The organism is Bacillus sp. FSL R5-0712 (assembly GCF_038593285.1).
Classification (GTDB): domain Bacteria; phylum Bacillota; class Bacilli; order Bacillales; family Bacillaceae; genus Bacillus; species Bacillus safensis.
The window spans coordinates 2,389,629-2,409,804 of record NZ_CP151981.1 but is presented as its reverse complement, the minus strand read 5'-3'; the positions used below and the strand labels follow the sequence as shown (position 1 = coordinate 2,409,804).

The 20,176-nt window shown below is 40.5% G+C and carries 21 protein-coding genes and 1 pseudogene; 19 read left to right on the top strand and 3 right to left on the bottom strand.

Annotated features, from left to right (window positions below; all coding sequences use genetic code 11):
• The first annotated feature begins 6 nt into the window (after positions 1-6).
• Both NSU11_RS12265 and NSU11_RS12260 read left to right on the top strand, forming a co-directional pair.
• Positions 7-1,749: a penicillin-binding protein 2 gene (locus NSU11_RS12265; RefSeq protein ID WP_171464539.1), complete on the top strand. Its 1,743-nt coding sequence runs from the start codon at positions 7-9 to the stop codon at positions 1,747-1,749.
• 67 nt (positions 1,750-1,816) lie between these two features.
• On the top strand, positions 1,817-2,482 hold the full coding sequence (locus NSU11_RS12260) for a YrrS family protein (protein ID WP_025092411.1): 666 nt from the start codon (positions 1,817-1,819) through the stop codon (positions 2,480-2,482).
• A 218-nt stretch (positions 2,483-2,700) separates the two neighbouring features.
• Here NSU11_RS12260 and NSU11_RS12255 read toward each other — a convergent pair whose 3' ends face one another.
• Positions 2,701-2,904 (bottom strand): DUF2536 family protein, encoded by a 204-nt coding sequence (locus NSU11_RS12255; RefSeq protein ID WP_039183233.1) that lies wholly within the window; start codon positions 2,902-2,904, stop codon positions 2,701-2,703.
• 186 nt (positions 2,905-3,090) lie between these two features.
• Between NSU11_RS12255 and NSU11_RS12250 the strand changes: the two genes are divergently transcribed.
• The 7 genes from NSU11_RS12250 (at position 3,091) to NSU11_RS12220 (ending at position 7,771) form a co-directional block, all read left to right on the top strand.
• Positions 3,091-3,732, top strand: a complete 642-nt coding sequence (locus NSU11_RS12250; RefSeq protein ID WP_056767938.1) for a class I SAM-dependent methyltransferase — start codon at positions 3,091-3,093, stop codon at positions 3,730-3,732.
• A gap of 15 nt (positions 3,733-3,747) precedes the next feature.
• Complete coding sequence (gene mtnN, locus NSU11_RS12245) at positions 3,748-4,443, top strand: 5'-methylthioadenosine/S-adenosylhomocysteine nucleosidase (protein ID WP_024423101.1); 696 nt, start codon at positions 3,748-3,750, stop codon at positions 4,441-4,443.
• A 46-nt stretch (positions 4,444-4,489) separates the two neighbouring features.
• Entirely contained in the window at positions 4,490-5,413 is a 924-nt protein-coding gene (locus NSU11_RS12240; protein ID WP_024427895.1) for a cysteine synthase family protein, read from the top strand.
• Position 5,414: 1 nt separating this feature from the next.
• A complete protein-coding gene (locus NSU11_RS12235; RefSeq protein WP_024423100.1) occupies positions 5,415-6,563 on the top strand; it encodes a bifunctional cystathionine gamma-lyase/homocysteine desulfhydrase in 1,149 nt (382 codons plus the stop codon).
• A gap of 72 nt (positions 6,564-6,635) precedes the next feature.
• Entirely contained in the window at positions 6,636-6,866 is a 231-nt protein-coding gene (locus tag NSU11_RS12230) for a YrhC family protein (protein WP_034624035.1), read from the top strand.
• 449 nt (positions 6,867-7,315) lie between these two features.
• Positions 7,316-7,450 carry a YrzI family small protein gene (locus tag NSU11_RS12225; protein ID WP_065214597.1) on the top strand — a complete coding sequence of 45 codons (135 nt, stop codon included), beginning with the start codon at positions 7,316-7,318 and terminating at the stop codon, positions 7,448-7,450.
• A gap of 165 nt (positions 7,451-7,615) precedes the next feature.
• Positions 7,616-7,771, top strand: a complete 156-nt coding sequence (locus NSU11_RS12220) for a hypothetical protein (RefSeq protein ID WP_223251019.1) — start codon at positions 7,616-7,618, stop codon at positions 7,769-7,771.
• A 43-nt stretch (positions 7,772-7,814) separates the two neighbouring features.
• On the opposite strand, the pseudogene NSU11_RS12215 reads toward NSU11_RS12220, so the two are convergent.
• Positions 7,815-7,889, bottom strand: a pseudogene (locus NSU11_RS12215) (YjcZ family sporulation protein); the annotation flags it as partial.
• A 319-nt stretch (positions 7,890-8,208) separates the two neighbouring features.
• On the opposite strand from NSU11_RS12215, the gene NSU11_RS12210 reads away from it, so the two are divergent.
• The 10 genes from NSU11_RS12210 (at position 8,209) to NSU11_RS12165 (ending at position 19,425) form a co-directional block, all read left to right on the top strand.
• Entirely contained in the window at positions 8,209-8,811 is a 603-nt protein-coding gene (locus NSU11_RS12210) for a methyltransferase domain-containing protein (protein ID WP_024427897.1), read from the top strand.
• A gap of 401 nt (positions 8,812-9,212) precedes the next feature.
• A complete protein-coding gene (fdhA, locus tag NSU11_RS12205; protein ID WP_024423097.1) occupies positions 9,213-10,427 on the top strand; it encodes a formaldehyde dehydrogenase, glutathione-independent in 1,215 nt (404 codons plus the stop codon).
• A gap of 98 nt (positions 10,428-10,525) precedes the next feature.
• On the top strand, positions 10,526-11,299 hold the full coding sequence (locus NSU11_RS12200) for a class I SAM-dependent methyltransferase (RefSeq protein WP_056767935.1): 774 nt from the start codon (positions 10,526-10,528) through the stop codon (positions 11,297-11,299).
• Positions 11,300-11,629: 330 nt separating this feature from the next.
• On the top strand, positions 11,630-12,574 hold the full coding sequence (locus tag NSU11_RS12195; RefSeq protein ID WP_056767933.1) for an ABC transporter ATP-binding protein: 945 nt from the start codon (positions 11,630-11,632) through the stop codon (positions 12,572-12,574).
• A gap of 19 nt (positions 12,575-12,593) precedes the next feature.
• The gene (locus NSU11_RS12190) at positions 12,594-13,760 is read left to right on the top strand and encodes an ABC transporter permease (RefSeq protein WP_341319767.1); all 1,167 of its coding nucleotides are present in this window, start codon (positions 12,594-12,596) and stop codon (positions 13,758-13,760) included.
• Entirely contained in the window at positions 13,753-14,874 is a 1,122-nt protein-coding gene (locus tag NSU11_RS12185; protein ID WP_034622662.1) for an ABC transporter permease, read from the top strand. The genes NSU11_RS12190 and NSU11_RS12185 overlap by 8 nt, the downstream gene beginning before the upstream one ends.
• A 141-nt stretch (positions 14,875-15,015) precedes the next feature.
• Entirely contained in the window at positions 15,016-15,765 is a 750-nt protein-coding gene (locus tag NSU11_RS12180) for an SDR family oxidoreductase (protein WP_208946648.1), read from the top strand.
• Positions 15,766-16,137: 372 nt separating this feature from the next.
• Positions 16,138-17,358: an MFS transporter gene (locus tag NSU11_RS12175; protein WP_306654227.1), complete on the top strand. Its 1,221-nt coding sequence runs from the start codon at positions 16,138-16,140 to the stop codon at positions 17,356-17,358.
• A gap of 70 nt (positions 17,359-17,428) precedes the next feature.
• Positions 17,429-18,469 (top strand): 2,3-butanediol dehydrogenase, encoded by a 1,041-nt coding sequence (locus NSU11_RS12170; RefSeq protein WP_025092841.1) that lies wholly within the window; start codon positions 17,429-17,431, stop codon positions 18,467-18,469.
• Positions 18,470-18,594: 125 nt separating this feature from the next.
• Positions 18,595-19,425 (top strand): manganese catalase family protein, encoded by an 831-nt coding sequence (locus NSU11_RS12165; RefSeq protein WP_342493595.1) that lies wholly within the window; start codon positions 18,595-18,597, stop codon positions 19,423-19,425.
• A gap of 35 nt (positions 19,426-19,460) precedes the next feature.
• On the opposite strand, the gene NSU11_RS12160 is transcribed toward NSU11_RS12165, so the two are convergent.
• Positions 19,461-20,174 (bottom strand): amino acid ABC transporter permease, encoded by a 714-nt coding sequence (locus NSU11_RS12160; RefSeq protein ID WP_212051587.1) that lies wholly within the window; start codon positions 20,172-20,174, stop codon positions 19,461-19,463.
• Between the last annotated feature and the right edge of the window lie 2 nt (positions 20,175-20,176).

The following is a 20,176-nucleotide window of genomic DNA, read 5'->3' as shown; positions in this document are numbered from 1 at the left end:
GTTTTTATGCGCAAAAAAAGAAGAATTCAATGGACAGGTGCGATTATTTTTATACTATTGCTCGGTCTTCTGATGAGACTGGCAGAAATTCAGCTGTTCTTTACAGAATCGTTTTCAAAGCTTGATATCAATTTAATACAAGAAAGTGTCAAACAGCGGACAGAAGAAGTCGTTATTTCAGACGGGCGCGGTGAGTTTTTAGATCGAAACGGCCAAGCACTTCTTACAAAAGAACAGCCTGCGGTTATCTTATTTCCTTTCCTGCAATATGATCTTCCACGCTTACAGCAAACCGCCTCTATTCTTGAGATGGAAGAGGATGAACTCAAAAAACAGTTAACAGAAACGAAAAAACCTCTCATTTTAAAAGATGACATCACGAAAAAAAAGCTGAAAGACATCAATGATATGAAATATTCAGGTGTGTACGGCGTATATATGAAAGAGAAGGACAAAAAAAGACTTGCCCTCCACACACTAGGCTTCACAAGCGAAAATCCAGAACTATTGAGAAAGCGTTATCCTGACAAAAAAGAGCTTTCCATACGTACTGAAATCGGCACATTTGGGCTGGAAAGCACCTTTGACGAATTTCTATTACCCGAGCAAGACACAAAATTGTTATATCATGTGGATGGAAGGGGAAACCCTTTGTTCGGTATGGACGTCAAATATACAGCAGAAGCTCATTCCTTTTATCCACTTCAGGTACAGACAACAATAGATGAAGACATGCAGGCTGAAATGGAGAAGGTGCTCAAAGAACAAGGCGTTGAAAAAGGCGGTGCCGTTCTGCTCGACATTGAAAGCAGCAGTGTACTCGCGATGGCGAGTACCCCAAATGTCACAAGTAAAAACCGGCATGAGGCAAGAAATTACATGCTGACAGCGATTGCACCAGGCTCTGTCTTTAAAACGGCTGTACTTGCCGCAGCAATCGAAAAAAATCTTGACCAGCCACAAACCATGTATGACTGTCGAAAGAATTTATATGGAGAGCCTGAAGGAAAACAAGAAGTGCTGAATCTGACTGATAGTTTCTCGCAGAGCTGCAATTATACCTTTGCGACACTTGCTGAAAGGCTCATTCAAACAGATGATCAAATCATCGAAAAGACGGCTTCTAAGCTTGGACTCATAGATCGAGCTGGCTGGGAAGGGGATGTCTATCATAAGCAGCACTTCAAACAGTTTGATCGTGAAGAAACAGGCAGTGTGTGGGGAGATAAAAGAGACAAGCATGTCAAAAAAGCCATTGCACAAACCGCAATAGGACAAAAAAATGTCAAAACGACGCCTCTGCAAATCGCGAATATGATGGCTGCGATCGCAAGAGGAGGAGAACGAAAAGAAGTGAAAATTGCAGAAAAAGTGCTGTATCAAAACGGAACAACGATGCTGTCCTTTCAAAACAAACGGCCTGAAGGGGGCAGCATAGACCGCTATACAGCTCAAAAGCTGCAAAAATTCTTAAGGCAGGTGGTGACCTCTGACAAGGGAACCGGAAGAAGGTTTCAAGATTTGCCATACGATGTAGCGGGAAAATCAGGTACTGCCCAAACCGGCAGTCAAGACAAAAAGGGGAATCCGCTTTATCATAAGTGGTTTGCTGGATACTTTCCGGTAGAAAAACCAAAATACGCCCTTGTTGTTGTTCACCTTGATGAGACAAGTGGCCGGGCTAAGACAAATGATGCGTTTTATGATATTGTAAAAAAGGTCAATGAAATTGAAAAGAAACAGACATAGAACATCCCTTCATGACATGTTAGAATAGTAACGACTTAGGGAACAGAGGCAAAGGAGTGCAGAGATTTTGAGTAGAAATTCTCGATTTGAACATCGTGATAAGCGCAGAAAGGCAAATATGGTGCTTAACATATTAATTGGTATCGTTGTGGTGCTTATTTTGGTTGTCGCATCGAGTTTGTTAATTTTTAATAAGCCGAAAGATCCTGATGTAGCGGATGCGCCATCAAAAACGGCACCTGCAACAAGTGAAAATAAACAAAACTCACAAGAAGATGTGAAAGATCCAAAGAAAGACACATCCGATGATTCAGATGCAAAAAAAGATGATTCATCTGATCAAGACGACGAAACGAAGAAGACAGATGATGAAGAAAAACCTAATAAAGATGCGTTAAAAGACGCCAAAGAAACAGATGGCGGCAAAACGAGTGATGTAGACAAAACATACGAAAATGATGACTGGGAGCCTGTAGGAACAGAGCAATCCGGTTCACATACAGCAACCTATGATTCCAGCTCAAAAGACTGGAAAGAAATGATCAAAGCCATGTCCTATGCGACAGGAATTTCAGAAGATCAAATGACCGTTCTTTGGTTAGGAAATAACGGAGGTCCTCAAGATGCAAAAGGAACCATCCGTGATAAATCAACAGGTGAACGCTACCGCGTGGAAATTACGTGGGTAGATGAAAAAGGCTGGAAACCTGTGAAGGTTGAAAAATTAAGATAAACACGAAAAAAGATAGCAGATTGTTGACAAAGGGCTAAAATGATGTTTATTTTAGCCCTTTGTCTTCTTTTCAGCGTGATAGAAAACCTTTGCAGTCTAGGAAGGACGAGTACCGGAGCGGAGCGAATTTGACATTCGTGAGCACCGGCACGCAGAACTGACAACGAATGCGAGGGTTTGTCTACACGCTGAGATAGCAGATCTGCTATCTTTTTTGTTTAAACATTCGCTTTAAAATGAACAACTGCTGTATACAAAATCTGCTCATCGATCACAGTCGTTTGATGACTGACAGAATGAACAGTCAGCAGAATCGCCTGATTATGTTCAATTTGTTTTTGGATCTTTTGTTCAAGTTCTTTTAAAGATGTTGCTTCAAAAAATTCTATTTTATCCTTTAAAAAATCCAGCTGAAAATCCATTTGATTCACCTCTCTATACTCTTCATTCATCTTAATCTCTCTCCCTCAGAAGGGCAAATGTTTTTCGGTCTCTCCCAGTATTTTTTAGTAGGAAAGAAACAGAAGTTGTGGTAGGATAGGAACTGTTCGACGGAATAAAACATACTATACGCATAGGAATAAATAGATAAAGTGGAGGGAAAGAAAATGGGACGTGAATTTCTTTCTTTATTTGATCATTGGGCTGACTCTTATGACGACACGGTAAGTGGTCATGACGAGCAGTATAAAGAAGTGTTTCGCCGGTATCCGGCTATTTTAAAAGAGATTGTCCGCCTTTCAGGCCAAGACGTTCTTGAGTTTGGAAGCGGTACGGGGAATCTAACAGCGCTGCTCCTTGCAGCTGATAAAAACGTGTATGGTGTTGAACCATCAGATGCCATGAAGAAAGCGGCTCTTCAAAAAGGACTGCCAGATCTATTTCATGATGGGGATTTTTTATCATTTCCAGCGCCGCCATTTGAGCCAGATACGATCGTCAGCTCATATGCATTCCACCATTTAACGGATGAAGAAAAAAAACAAGCCATTCACACCTATAGCAACATCCTTCACTCAGATGGTAAAATAGTTTTTGCTGATACAATGTTTCAAAATCAAGCAGCACATCAAGCTCAGATCGACAAAGCGAGAGCCGCAGGGTTCGATCAGCTTGCAGAGGATTTAGAAACGGAATATTATCCATCCATTGATGTGCTAAAGCAAATCTTTGAAGAAGAAGGTTTTAGCACGTCCTTTCATCAAATGAATGATTTTGTTTGGATCGTAGAAGCGAAGAAAAGGGAATGAAAGGATGTTTTTGATTTGAAAATCGCAGTTATAGGTGCAATGGAAGAAGAAGTGACGATTTTAAGAGATCAACTAAAAAATGCTACACAAGAAAACATCGCTGGGTGTGAATTTACAACAGGTGTTTATGAAGATAAAGAAGTGATTTTATTAAAATCAGGAATTGGAAAAGTAAATGCAGCGGTCAGCACAACATTACTGCTTGACCGCTTTCAGCCAGATTATGTGATCAATACAGGATCTGCTGGCGGTTTCCATCACTCATTAAATGTAGGTGATATTGTCATCTCTACTGATGTGAGACATCATGATGTAGATGTGACCATCTTTGATTACGAATATGGACAAGTGCCGGGACTTCCAGCTGCTTTCATTGCAGATGAAAAGCTTGTGAAGCTGGCAGAAGAATCTGCTTTAGAAATTGATCATATTCAAGTGGCAAAAGGAACGATTGCAACAGGAGATTCGTTTATGAATGATCCGGATCGTGTAGCGTTTGTGAGAGAGAAGTTTCCAGAGTTATATGCGGTGGAAATGGAAGCCGCAGCCGTTGCACAGGTCTGCCAGCTCTTTGGTACGCCATTTGTTGTCGTTCGAGCGCTATCAGATATTGCAGGGAAAGAATCCAATATCTCCTTTGATCAATTCCTTGAGCAAGCAGCGATTCACTCAACCGACCTTGTCTTGCGTATGATAAAGCAAACACAATAAAAGAAGGGGTTTCCCCCTTCTTTTCCATGCAAAGGAAGGGAATCATATGGCTGTCATAAAGGATATTACTGAATTAATTGGCCGCACACCGCTTTTAAAGCTGTCAGGGATTGGCGTCCCAGAAGGCGTTGAGGTGTATGCAAAGCTTGAGATGATGAATCCAGGTGGAAGTATTAAGGATCGTTTAGGTGACATGCTCATCAGAGAAGCATTAGCATCTGGCAAACTGCGTCCAGGCGGAACTATTATTGAAGCAACTGCTGGAAACACAGGAATTGGGCTTGCCCTAAGTGCAAGAAAGCATCAATTGCAAACCATTTTTTGTGTACCAGAACATTTTAGTCAAGAAAAACAACAACTGATGAAGGCGCTCGGTGCAGAGATTATTCATACACCCAGAAAAGAAGGCATGAAGGGTGCGATTGATCGAGCCCTTGAATTAGAGGCAAGCCTTGACAATGCCTATTGTGTTTTACAATTTAAAAACCAAGTAAATCCATTGACTTACTACAGAACGCTCGGTCCCGAATTATGGTCCGACTTAAAAGGGAATATCGATGTATTCGTGGCGGGAGCAGGATCTGGCGGAACTTTTCAAGGTTGTGCCGCCTATTTAAAAGAGCAGAATCAGGCGTTAAAAACAGTGGTTGTGGAGCCTGAAGGATCAATTTTAAATGGAGGGGATCCGGGTCCGCATAGAACGGAAGGAATTGGCCTTGAATTTATCCCAGATTATATGGAGCAGGCTTTATTTGATGAGATTTACACTGTCAGTGATGATGATGCGTTTCGAATGGTGAAAGAAGCAGCTGAAAAAGAAGGTGTTCTCATCGGCAGCTCTTCTGGTTCCGCTTTATTTGCCGCTTTAGAGGAAGCAAAGAAAGCAGCACCTGGGACAGTCATTGTCACCATTTTTCCTGACAGCAGTGAGCGATATTTAAGTAAAGGAATTTATGAGGGAGGAAAATAGAATGAAACCAAAAACAATGATGATTCACAGCGGAACAACGGGTGATGAAAGAACAGGCGCCGTGTCTGTACCGATTTACCAAGTGAGTACTTATAAGCAGCCGAAAGCAGGCGAACATACGGGGTATGAATACTCCAGAACAGCAAATCCAACAAGAACTGCCCTGGAAACAGTCATTCGTGATCTTGAAGGAGGAGCAAGCGGCTACGCATTTGGTTCAGGGATGGCAGCCATTACGGCTGTGATGATGCTGTTTAACAGCGGAGATCATATTGTGCTGACAGATGACGTGTACGGCGGAACCTACCGCGTCATCACAAAGGTGCTAAACCGTATTGGCATTACTGCAACCTTTGTTGACACAAGTGATCCTGAAGCAGTGAAAAAAGCCATTTTACCTGAAACAAAAGCCGTTTACATTGAATCGCCAACCAATCCTTTACTCAAAATGACGGATCTAAAAGCCATCGGCGAATTGACAAAGGAAGCCAACATCTTGATGATTGTCGACAATACATTTTTCACACCGTATTTCCAAAAGCCGATTGAATATGGCGCAGACATTGTCTTGCACAGTGCGACTAAGTATTTAGGCGGCCATAGTGATGTTGTAGGCGGGCTTGTCGTCACAGCGACGAAAGAGCTTGGAGAAGAACTGCACTTTGTTCAAAACTCGACAGGCGGAATTCTTGGACCGCAGGATTCATGGCTTCTCATGAGAGGGATGAAAACGCTTGGACTACGAATGGAAGCACATCAACAAAATGCACAGAAAATCGCTGAGTTTTTAAAGCAACATGCAGCCGTCACACGTGTTTATTATCCAGGTCTCGATACTCACCCTGGACATGAACTTGCGAAAACACAAGCATCCGGCTTCGGCGGCATGATCTCTTTTGATATTGGAAAAGAAGAACATGTCGATGTATTTTTAAGCCAGCTTAAGCTGTTTACAATCGCAGAAAGCCTTGGAGCGGTTGAAAGCTTAATTTCTGTCCCTGCCCGGATGACCCATGCGTCCATTCCAAAAGACCGCCGGGAGGAGCTTGGCATCACAGATGGTTTAATTCGTATTTCCGTCGGAATTGAAGATGTGGATGATTTACTACATGATATCAAGCAAGGACTAAGCGCACTGGCGAATGGATAGATTTACATGCTCCTCGCTTTCTCTCACTATGTTAAGCTATGAATAGACATTGATAACTGGAAGGTGAAACAAGTGAAGAAAAAGTGGAGTGATTTAGTGACAGATTACAAGCAGTACGCTTTTATTTTGCTTGCTGTCAGCACCTTTTTATATATTGGTACGATCTTACCGAACCAGCACATCGAAGCATCTCCAAAAATGCTGATGATGGGAATAGATTGTGTTTTCTTATTAGCAGCTTTTATTTGTGTTAAACGCGCGATTTTCTTTCAAAAGAAACTGCAAGAATTAGATGAAGATTAATTCGAAAGCCTCCTCATTTGCCTGAGGAGGCTTTTTTTATTGTATTGGATAATCGGACAAGAATAACTGTAGAAATTTAGTCAAAAACACAAAATTCATCTATATTACTAAAAACAGGTTTACAAAATGGTGCTTGCTGGATATACTTACAAAGTAATTAAAAAAAACGTAAAGGAGGCTGAAGAATATGTTATTCGTATCTACTTGTGATCAATTCAACCAACAATTTCATCATGTCATCAGCCTGTGGAAGAGTTCGTGTCCTTCCTTTGCCTTATACGGTGCACGCTTCAAAACTGTTTAAGTAAACGAGGATTTCACACGTATCATCCATTGCAGGTTGGAAGACACTGTCTTTTGATCTGCATTTTTGTGTGCCCGCAGGTCAACTGATAAAGAAGATCTGCGGGCTATTTCGCGTGCTGCGAACTGAAGGGAGGTGAGCGTATATGACAATCCATTTATTTTTTATTACTTTGACGATTAAGCGGAAATACAAGGACATTGAGACCGTTCTTTACGAACAAGAAGTCGAAACAATTTATGAAGAAATGAAACAGAAACAACTAAAGTATATGAACTAAAACAGGAAATGAAAAATGTGAAAAGGAGGAGATTGACATGTTTATGATGCTTGCCATGCTTGATTGTTATACGATGGAGAAGGATCAGGTTTAGACACGCTCCACATTGATCACCTGCACATATGATACCGTAAAAGGTGATTGTGAGGTGATCAATGAATGTCGATGTCACCATATATGAGATTTCCGTCTGTGGGGCACGGGTATGCATCTATTCCGCATTCCTTAAAGCACGGATACGGCAATCCATACCGCATGCAAAGAGAGCAAGAGGAAATGCTCAGACGTTATATGTATCAGTACCGGACTTATTGGTATTAAAGAAAAGGAGCAGGAAACCATGACGTTTCCTGCTCCTTTTACGTTAGCAAATCCAGCTTGCACCAATGATGATCAACAAAATGAACAGTACAACAAGCAATGCGAATCCGCCTGCAAAACCGCCACCGTAGCCACCGCAGTAGCCTCCAGAATAACCGCCAAAGCCCATAATCTAGCACCACCTTTATCTAATCAAGATACATTTATAAATTATGCAGCTCATGCAGAAAACGAAATCAATCTGAGCACAAATAATGAAAACGCCTATTCAGGTTAAAAAAATTTTCACTTTCTGCGAAACATTTTCTGAAAAGGAGCGTCTTATAAGAGACAAATAAATTAGGACTAGGTCTTAATTTTTGTAAGGTGAGAGCCGATATGAAAAGTAAGGAAATTTGTAAATAGTTTTATTTACTGGTGAAAAGCAGGTGTTAACATTGATTCAAAGCTGGATTGGAAAACAAATGAGGGAACCAAAAGGCTTGTTCTCAAAATGGGTTGCCCGCTATATGGAAAAAAATCATCATAATATCAATGAATGGACGATTCAACTCTTAAATATACAAGAAAATGACCGAATTTTAGAAATTGGGACTGGAAGAGGCATCACCTTATCAAAGGTAGCTGAAAAACTTGACCGCGGAAAAGTATATGGAGTGGATGCCTCTCGCCATATGATTAAATATGCAAAAAGAAAACATAAGAAGCTTGCGGAACAGGACAAAGCCGTCATTACGCTTGGTAAGGCTGAGCAATTACCTTTTGAAGACAGATCATTCAATAAATTATTTACGGTGCAGACGATCTATTACTTGAAGGATATTGAGCAAGTCATGAAGGAAGTGTACCGCGTCCTTCAAGTGGATGGAGAAGTATTTTTATCTTTCCAAAAGCAGGAGCTGATCAACGAACAAAAACGGTCAACATCTTTTTCATCGTACAGTGAAGAAGAGATCAGCCGTCTGTTTTCAGCATATCACTTTAGAGAAGTCTCGGTTTATCACTATGATACATACATCTGTATCAAAGCCTTAAAATGATGAAAATATTTCCCAGGTAATGAACAAGCACTCAAAAAAGAGGCTCTTCGTCAGAGGAGCCTCTTTGCCTGCAATAAAAAAAGGCTCTTCATCAGAAGAGCCTTTTGTATGTGATATAGGCGCCAGCCAGGTGTGTAAGGAATGATAGTATATATAAGGAATTTGTTTGTCGATTAAGGATACCTGTCTGGCTTATTTCTTATATCGACACCGTTCTGCAAAAGTTTAGCTTTTTTTTCAATATTTTCTTTTTTATTTCGCTGAAAGACACATTTTTCTTTCTCACATAGACATGTGACTCCCTCTTTTTCACATAATGTGCTGTTTGAAGAAGGAAATTGCTTAAGAAATAGAGAAAATTGTAGAGACTTCATTTTTAAACAAAAGGGAGGAATGAAATCATGTCGGGAAACAAAGGTGTCGTTTATAAAGGAGCAGGAAAAGTAGCAGTTGAGGATATTGGATACCCTGATTTGGTCTTAAAAGACGGCCCGGGTGTACCTAAAGCCAATGTGGGGCGCAAATGTGAGCATGGCGTCATTTTAAAAGTAGTGACGACGAATATTTGCGGAAGTGATCAGCACATGGTGAGAGGGCGTACGACTGCACCTGAAGGACTTGTCCTTGGTCATGAAATTACAGGTGAAGTCGTGGAAGTTGGGCGAGATGTAGAGTTTATTCAAAAAGGAGATCTCGTGTCCGTTCCGTTTAATATTGCATGCGGACGCTGCGTCATGTGTAAGGAACAAAAAACCCATGTGTGCTTAAATGTAAACCCGGACCGCCCTGGCTCTGCCTATGGATATGTAGATATGGGCGGATGGGTTGGCGGCCAATCCGAGTATGTCATGGTTCCATATGCAGATTTTCAACTGCTCAAATTTCCAGACAAAGATCAAGCGATGGAAAAAATACTTGATCTCACGATGCTTTCCGATATTTTCCCGACAGGTTTTCATGGTGCTTATACGGCTGGAGTAAAGCCTGGTTCGACCGTATATATTGCAGGTGCTGGGCCAGTAGGTCTTGCAGCAGCACATTCGGCTCAGCTTCTTGGCGCATCTGCTGTGATTGTTGGAGATCTGAATGAGCAAAGACTGGAACAGGCAAGAAGCTTCGGCTGTGAGACGATCAATCTACGAAAACATGATCGAATCGGCGAACAAATTACGAATATTTTAGGGGAGCCAGAAGTTGATTGTGCCGTCGATTGTGTCGGCTTTGAAGCTTCGGGTCATGGAGACCAGGGAGAAGCACCAGCAACTGTTTTAAATACGATTATGGATATTACTAAAGTTGGCGGCAAGCTTGGAATTCCAGGGCTTTATGTCACAGAAGATCCAGGAGCAGTGGATGCCGATGCAAAAGTCGGTTCTCTGAAAGTGCGAATTGGACTTGGCTGGGCGAAAGCTCATACCTTTGTGACAGGTCAAACCCCTGTTATGCAATATCATCGCAGTCTAATGAAATCCATTTTAAGCGGCAGAGCACAGATCGCTAAAGCCGTCAATGCGACCGTCATTGACCTTGATCAAGCCCCTAAAGGATATAGTGACTTTGATTCGGGTGTGGCGAAGAAATTTGTCATTGACCCGCACGGGATGCTTTCTCGATAATTTTTAACATGAAAGGAGCCGCTCAATAAAATGGGACGGCTCTTTATTGTGGAAAATCACATAGAATATACAAATCCATTTCAAGGGGGAGGAATTAGATGAATTCAGATCAAGCCAAAAGAAGGGTTGTAGAACAATTTGGGAGAAATGCAGAAAAGTATGTGACGAGTCAAACTCATGCAAAGGGAGCAGACCTGGATCTAATCGTTGAATGGACAGCTCCAAAAGAAAGCTGGATCGTCCTCGATATAGCAACTGGTGGCGGGCATACCGCAAAAGCATTGGCTCCATATGTGAATCAAGTATTTGCGACGGATTTAACGAAAGAGATGCTTTCTCATACATCACTTCATTTAAAAGCGTATCCACAAATTTTTTATGTAGTAGCGGATGCAGAAAGCCTTCCTTTTTTAGATGGCACATTTGATATGGTCACATGCCGAATTGCAGCACACCATTTCCCGCACCCTGAACAGTTTGCCAAAGAGGCATCTCGCGTATTAAAGTCAAATGGTCTGTTTTTCTTTATTGATAATGTTTCGCCAAATGATGAAGAGCTTGCACTATTTATCAATGAGCTGGAAAGATTGAGAGACCCAAGTCATGTGTCCTGTCTATCTACAGAACAATGGCGGGAATTGTTTTATAAAGAGGGAATAAAAGAAGTAAGATCAATGGAACGAAAAAAACGTTACCCTTTTCAAGAATGGGTCAAGCGAACAACGAAAACTTTAAAGGAAGAAGAGATCGTTACAAAATACATGCTAGATGCTAACGAGAAAATAAAGCAATATTATAGATTGAACATGACAGAGGATCAAATAGAATCAATAGAGGTGGATGACTGGATTGCTCTTTTCAGGAAAGAATAAAAATGTCGATTAAACTTTGTGGAAAAAGCAGGGTCAAACATTTGTGAGTGGTGATCCCCCTTCTGTGATGTAATATGACTGAAATTAGTATTTGATCCGCATATATTGATTAAAAAACTTACAAGAACCTCTTGTAAGTTTTTTTGTGTTTTCAACATTTATAAAAGCCTGTACTATTCTCCTGCATTCCGTAACATGTTAAAATGAACGGATTGGAAATATTAATATTTAGTAGAATTTTATACCATATATTATAATTTGATTGGATGGTAAATATTTTTAGGTTTTTTATGTAAGAGAACGATATGCCGAATAGAGGAGAGAGATAGGTTGCTAAAAGTACATGACATTAAGAAAAATTATGAGAATCAGCAGGTATTAAAAGGGGTAACCTTTCACTTAAAAAAAGGAGAATCATTTGGTCTATTGGGACCGAATGGTGCTGGGAAATCCACATTAATTGGCATCTTGACAGGGCTTATCCGAGCAACTAGCGGCTCTGTAACGATTGAAGGTTTAGATTTAAACAAAGAAACAAATAGAGCACAGCAAATGATTGGTATTGTCCCGCAAGAGATCGCGTTATATTTACATTTGACAGCAAAAGAAAATTTAATATTTTGGGGGAGAATGTACGGACTCAAAGGAAAGGAGTTAAAAAGCAGAGTACAAGAAACACTTCAGTTAATTGGTCTTGAAGATAGAGCAAATGACAAAGTGAAAGTATTCTCTGGAGGAATGAAAAGAAGAGTGAATATCGGATGCTCGATTTTGCATCAACCGAAACTATTAATCATGGATGAACCGACTGTAGGTATAGATCCACAATCAAGAAATCACATACTAGAAACAGTAAAAATGTTAAATAATGAAGGGATGACAATTATATATACTAGTCATTACATGGAAGAAGTCGAATATTTATGTGAAAGAATGGCTATTTTGGACCACGGATCCATCATTGCAATGGGGGATCAACATGAATTAAGTGAGCTTGTCGGCAATCAAAGGGAAATTATTTTTACTATTAAACGTGAACATGGACAGAGCGAAATAGATCGTGTTTGCCAATACATAAATGATGAAGATCCGTTAAAGGAAATCGTGATTCATGGAAATCAAATTAAAATATTTGATCAACATCCTCAGCAGCTATTAAGTCGTCTCATTCAAGGTGTGACTGCATTAAATGTTCAAATTATTTCAGCAGAAATCGTAGAACCAAACTTAGAAAATGTTTTTTTATATTTAACTAGTAAAAAATTGAGGGATTAGGCTGTCTGGAGGTGAGCATATGAGCATTTGGGTTGTACTGAAAGATCTATTATTGTTTTTTAGGGATAAGAAAAGCTTTTTTACACTTTTTTTTATGCCTATCATATTAATTGCTATTTTAGGTGCAGCATTTGGAGATAACATGAAGAAAGATAGTGAAATCAGGATCAATTCATTTCGAGTAGGAATAACAGATCAAGATAAGTCCGCTACAAGTAAAATGTTTCTTTCAACATTGTCTAAGGGTGAACTAAGTGACATATTTGATGTGAAGGTCACCTCGAAAAATCAGCTAGAGAAAGATTTAAATAGTAGAGACATTACAATGGGGATAATCATCAAGCCGAATTTTGAAAAAAGTCTATTGAATCATGATCATGTGCAATTGAATATTTTGAAAGGGCCTAATTCAAACTTACAGGAAATGGTTCTGGAAAATGTGGTTTTGCAATTCTTTCAAAATTATCATATGAATCGTATTCTGGTGCCGTTGAATCAAGGTAAAGAAGTGGAGATCGTGTCTGATCAACTGAAAAAAGACCTGGTGAACGAGAGAAATATTCATATCAACAGCCAGCCGATTACATCCTTCCAATACTACGCAGGCGGGATGGGTGTGCTTTTTTTATTAATGACTGTTGTTTTTCTAGTTGGAAGTATGATAGAGGAAAAAGAGGAAGATGTTTATAAAAGGCTGATTGTATCAAAATTAAGCAATACTAGTTACATCGTTGGGAAGTTATTAGGTATTGTTTTGATGAGTATGATTCAACTTGCGGTCATTATTTTATTTACTAGTTTTGTCTTTAAGGTGAACTGGGGAGAGCCTTTTACTGTTGTTATGATCGGATGTAGTTTTATATTAAATGCTGCGGGTTTCGGGGTGCTGATTGGTTCTTTTATCAATAGAGAAAAAACGTTTAACAGTGTAGGGATTTTAGGAACTCAAGTGTTAGCTGCTTTAGGTGGGAGTATGGTGCCCTTATACTTATTCCCGCAATGGGTGATTGATATCAGCTATTTTTTACCTAATTCTCTTGCACTTCAAATGTTTTTGAAAAGTATGGCAGGTGCTGATTTTAGTGAAATTCAAAGCGGATTATTACTTAGCTGTGGGATGGGACTAGCTTTCTTCATCATTGCTTTATTAAGAATGTCTTTTGAAAGGAAGCATCGTTATGCATAAAATATTAGCCATTATAACGTTAAAGTTAAAAGAAACATTAAAGTCCCCATTGACCCTCATTTTTTTATTTGTTATGCCAATCGTATTTAGTTTTATCTTTGGCAGTACCGCATCTGATTCAAAGAAACCTACAGTTGCTTTTATTCTAGAGCCTAGTCAAGGGAAACTGGATCAAGAAATTTTTCAAATTCTCGAAAAAAACACCAAATTTCTCTGGGTAAAGGCGACTGAAAGAGACGCAAAAGATTTAGTATCTGAAGAAAAGGTAGTGGCGTCTGTAAAAGTCGCAAACCAATTAAAGTCCCATCTAAAAGAAAATAAAGAAATTTTTGATGTGACAGTTTATAAGAAAACTGAAGAATATGCAGTCTTATCTCCTTATTTAAAAGAGACAGCTACCATCATTTATCAAATCAATCAGGGTGTGAAAGAGCAGAAAAGTGTTTCTCTCACTAATGCATTGAACAAGTTAAATGAATCTGGCACCATTTCATTGATTGAAAAAAATCAAGATGATCAAGCAAGCCAGCAGCCAAATTTAATACCGCTTGGCTTTACCATTATGTTTATGATGTTTGCGATTTCAAGCTCTGTGTCATCTATTCATTTGGAATATAAAGATTATACATGGCAAAGATTGCTTTCGAGTCCAATTCATAAAATATATGTGCTTCTGGGCTATTTAGTGGCTTATTTCCTCCTTGGATGGATACAACTGGGTGTTCTTTTGACTGTCTTATCTGTGTTCTTTCATGTGTACTTAGGCAACGTAATTCATATTCTAGTGTTTGGATCATTTGTTATAGGGCTAGTCGTGAGTTTAGGTTTTATGATTGCCACCTTATCTCATACAAAAAAGCAAGCTGAAGTATTTAGTGCAATTGTTATTGTAGGGTCGTGTATGCTGGGTGGTATTTATTGGCCTTTAGATATCGTTCCAGACATGATGAAGAAGATCTCTTTGGCTATACCGCAAACGTGGATGATGTCTGGTTTTGGTGAGATCATGAGTGGTACGGTCAACCAATCAATCTTATTATTAGACATAACAGTTTTAGCGGCTTTTACGATTGTTTTTATGGTGATTGGTTTGAAAAATATTAGATCCTATTAATCATTTTTCTTCGTTCCATTTGAGTTTTTAAAAAATCCCTCTATTACTCTCAATTGCGATAAAGGGGTTTTTTATTCATGCGTACTCCTCAAAATGATATGATAGACGACAACATCTCATGGAGAAAGGATTGGATGAATGATGAATTTTCAACATAAAACCGTCATCATCACAGGCGCAGCCAATGGTATTGGTGAAGCGGTCGCCTGCGGTTATGCAAAAGAAGGGGCGCGTGTGGTGCTTGCGGATATAGATGAAGAGAAGGGGAAGCGTTTGGAGGAGCAGCTGAGAAAAGAGTCCTTTGAAGTTTATTTCATTAAAACAGATGTGAAACAGGAGAAGGATATTCAACGCTTAATGTCGTTTGCGGTGGAGCACTGCAAAACAATTGATATTCTCATTAATAATGCCGGCGTCATGTGCACAGCATCGCCTTATGAGTTAACGGTCGATGAGTGGGATCATGTGCTGCATACAAATGTAAGAGGGACTTTTTTATGCGCTAGAGAAGCAGCACGTTATATCAAAGAGAATCCAAACGGCGGTTCCATTGTGAACATTTCATCTACCCGTGCGACTATGTCCGAGCCTCATACAGAAGCATATGCTGCATCAAAAGGCGGCATTTCCGCGCTTACTCATGCCTTGGCAGTTTCTTTTAGTCAGGATCACATTACGGTAAATAGCATTTCCCCTGGATGGATTGAAACGAAAGATGAGAAAAGTCTTCGAGAAATTGACCATCAGCAGCATCCTTCCAATCGAGTCGGCACGCCAAAGGATATTGTGAAAGCCTGTTTTTATTTAACAGATGAAGACAATCAATTTGTGAACGGCACAGATTTGGTTGTTGATGGCGGCATGACTAGGAAAATGATTTATGCGGATTAACATGAAAAAAACATTGACGCTTTGATCGGGGCGCAGTACAATATGTAACAATTCAGCTGAAGATCGTGATGAAAAAAAGATACAGCGCAAATAGAGAAGAGTACATCATAGCTGCCCCACACAGAGAACTCCGTGAAGCTGAGAAGGAGCTGGGAAGCATGATGGAACCAAGCCTCTTAGCTCTGCACCGGATTCCCTCGGATGGTGGTGCAGCGAACTTCTCCCGTTACAGAGAAGGGTGAATGATCACCCGCTAAGGTTCATCTGGCAACAGATGAATGAACTGAGGTGGCAACGCGGAGTAAATCCCGTCCTCAAGACAGACATGTCTTGGGGGCGGGATTTTTTTTATGACAAATAGGGGGGACAATGATGAAAAAACATTGGCGGGATATGAGTATTTTACTTGGAGCCATCGGGATTGCGAACATAGGAGAATGGATTTATATGATTGCCCTCCATCTGCTTATTTTTCAAGAAACGGGCTCTGTACTTGCTGTAACAGCAGTTTATTTGCTAAGACCTGCGGCTGCTCTTTTGACCAATAGCTGGTCCGGCAGTTTGATTGACAGGCTGAATCAGCGGAATGTGATGATCAGTTTAGATATTACCCGTGCTCTGCTCATTGCATGCATCCCTTTTGCCTTATTTTCAGGACATCTGCTCATTCTGTATGTCATGGTGTTTTTCATACAGATGGCACAAGCGATGTTTCATCCAGCGTCGATGGTGTATATGACAGGACTAATCCCGGCGGATAACCGAAAACGGTTTAATGCCATTCGCTCTTTATTACAATCCGGTGGATTTTTACTTGGGCCCGCAGCAGCAGGTCTCCTCTTTCTCATTGGGACTCCTGTTCTTTCAATTTATGTAAATGCCATCTGCTTGTTGATATCTGCTCTGTTAACGATGTGTTTACCGAATTTGCTCAAAACAGATGCTGCCCAAAAGCGGTTTTCACTTTCAATGTTAAAAGAGGATGCAAAGCTTGTTCTGCGTTTCAGTCTGACGTCACGCCAGATCATGACGGTATATTTATTATTTAGTGCGGCGATAACGGTCCTTCCTACGGCCATAGACTCACTTGAAACAGCCTTTGCAAAAGAAGTATTGATGCTGACTGATACACAATATGGCTTTCTTGTCAGCATAGCTGGAGCGGGTATTATCGCAGGAGCAAGTCTTAATTCGGTCATTGTCGAAAGGCTGTCAGTTTCGCTGATGCTTGGAATCGGCAGTTTGTTTGTGGCGTTTGGCTATCTTATTTATGCATTTTCCAACAGCCTAGTTGCAGCCGCCGGTGGATTTTTTATATTAGCCTTCTTTTTAGCATTTGCGAACACAGGCTTTATGACGTTCTATCAAACGAATATTCCAGTAGAGGTGATGGGGAGGGTAGCCAGCTTTTATGCTTTGGTTGAAGCCATTCTGACGATGACCATGACAGGAATATTTGGCGGACTCGCTCATATTTTATCGATCAGAATCTCCGTCATCATTGGGTGTATATGTATGCTTCTAATCTGTCTATTGCTATGTTTTGTCATCTTTCGTCCATTGACTGTCAAAAAAATAGTGCATCCTACTTAGAAAATTAAAAAAATTATGTTATCATTATTTAAGTAAGTTAATTAAATTGATGAGAAAAGGAGTCTTACAAATGAAAGCACTACGCTGGCACGATCAAAAAGACATTCGACTAGAGGAAATTGATGAACCAACAGTTGCTCCAGGAAAAGTGAAACTGAAAGTAAAATGGTGCGGCATTTGCGGTAGTGATTTACATGAATATTTAGGCGGACCGATCTTCATTCCTGTGAATGAACCTCATCCACTTACAAAAGAAAAAGCACCAATTACACTGGGACACGAGTTCTCTGGTGAAGTTGTTGAAGTAGGAGAAGGCGTGAGCAATTACAAAGTAGGCGACCGAGTGGTTGTTGAACCTATTTTTGCAACTCACGGACATCAAGGTGCTTATAACTTAGATGAAAACATGGGCTTTTTAGGGCTTGCCGGAGGCGGCGGTGGATTCTCTGAATATGTATCAGTCGATGAAGAATTACTTCATTTATTACCAGACGAAATCTCATATGAGCAAGGCGCGCTTGTCGAGCCTTCTGCGGTTGCTTTATATGCGGTTCGTTCTAGTAAAGTACAAGCTGGGGATACAGCGGCTGTGTTTGGTTGCGGACCAATTGGTTTACTTGTCATTGAAGCATTAAAAGCAGCTGGTGCTACTGATATTTATGCAGTTGAATTATCAAAAGAACGCCAAGAGAAAGCAAAAGAGCTTGGAGCGATCATTGTAGATCCTTCTCAGTATGAAGATGTTGTTCAAGAAATTGCTAGCCGCACAAACGGTGGCGTCGATGTTTCTTTTGAAGTGACAGGTGTACCTGTTGTATTGAAGCAAGCAATCCAATCAACTAGAATTTCAGGCGAAACAGTCATTGTAAGCATTTGGGAAAAAGGCGCAGAAATTATGCCGAATGACATTGTCATTAAAGAACGTACAGTAAAAGGAATTATCGGCTACAGAGACGTATTCCCATCTGTATTAAACTTAATGAGAAAAGGCTATTTCTCTGCAGACACACTCGTCACGAAAAAAATCAAGCTGGACGATGTGATCGAGGATGGCTTCCATGCATTAATCAATGAAAAAGATCAAGTGAAAATTTTAGTCAGTGCTGAATAAGTAAGATAACAAAGAGGATGGCATAAGCCGTTCTCTTTTTTTATGTGATCAGGTCATTTTCATAATGAGAGCTGCGGTTGAATAGTGATAAGTGAAAAGATGTTTTTGATAAGGGAGATGACATCATGTTTTATCACATCAAAGAATTGCAATATGAAGCAAAGCCCTCAAAACCTGATCCGCTTTACGCGAAAAAGCTGCAAGAAGTATTAGGCGGTCAATATGGTGAAATCAGTGTGATGATGCAATATTTATTTCAAGGGTTTAATTGCCGGGCAGACCAAAAATATAGGGATTTATTATTTGATATTGGGACAGAGGAAATTGGTCATGTCGAAATGCTGGCGACAATGATCGCACGTCTACTTGATAAAGCACCGGTAAAAGAACAGGAACAGGCGTATCAAAGTGATCCAGCACTTGCGGCTGTTATGGGCGGAATGAACCCGCAGCATGCAATTGTTGCCGGTTTAGGGGCAATGGCAGCGGATAGTCAAGGATACCCGTGGAATGCCAAATACATCATTTCAAGCGGAAATTTAATGGCGGATTTCAGAGCCAATTTAAATGCAGAGGCCCAGGGCCGTCTTCAGGTCACAAGACTTTACGAAATGACAGATGACCGCGGCGTCAAAGATATGCTCTCCTTCCTCATTGCTCGTGATACATACCATCAAAATATGTGGCTTGCTGCAATTAAAGAATTAGAAGAGCGAGAAGGGGATGTCGTCGTACCAACCACCTTCCCTCGTTCACTAGAAAAACAGCAAGTATCCTATGACTTGTTTAACTTCTCAAGAGGGGAAGAAAGTAAGCAAGGCAGATGGGCACATGGCCGCAGCATGGATGGAAAAGGAGAGTTCAGATATATTTCTGCACCTGTCGTGTTCGGCTCTGCACCAAAGCTCAAACCCGCACCAAAAGAACTGTTTAACACACCAAAAAAGGGTGAATAAAAAAGTCGATCAGGTTTTTGTGCCTGATCGACTTTTTAACGTCCGAGAGTTCTTCCGTATACGCTGACACGTTTCTCTAATAATGCAAAGGCTAATTCAAAGACAATGCTCAGCAGCCAATAGATCAAAGCAGAGACGAGATAAGTTTCTAAAAACTGATAGCCGTCATTTGCAATGATCCGGGAAATACCCATGATTTCGAGTACCCCAATTGTAAACGCAAGAGATGTCGCTTTTAATAACTGAACGAGCTGATTGCCTAGGTTTGGTAAGGCCACAACAAATGCCTGCGGCAAAATAATGCGTATCATCGCCTGCCTTGTTGTCATACCTACAATTTTTGCCGCTTCAAGCTGCCCTTTGTCTACTGCCAGAAGTGCACTTCGGACCACCTCTGTTAAATGAGCGGCTGAATGCAGGCTGAAGGTAATAAGAGCCACAGCTAAAGGGGAGACCATATCCGGATGAAAGGTCAGTCCGAATGTGCCGCTCATACTGCTTAGAAGAAAAGGGAGCCCATAAAAGAAAGCGAACAGTTGAACAATAAGCGGCGTTCCTCTAAAAAAGGAGACGTAGAGCGTAACGAGCTGTCTGAGTACAGGGATGCGAAAGAGGCGAATGAAAGCAAAAACAGATCCGATCACAAGACTCGCAGCCATGGAAACAAGAGCAATTAATAAGGTGAAAGGAACACCTTTTAGAATATGTGGTACTTGGTCAATCGCAAACGGAATGTCAATGGTTTGCATCA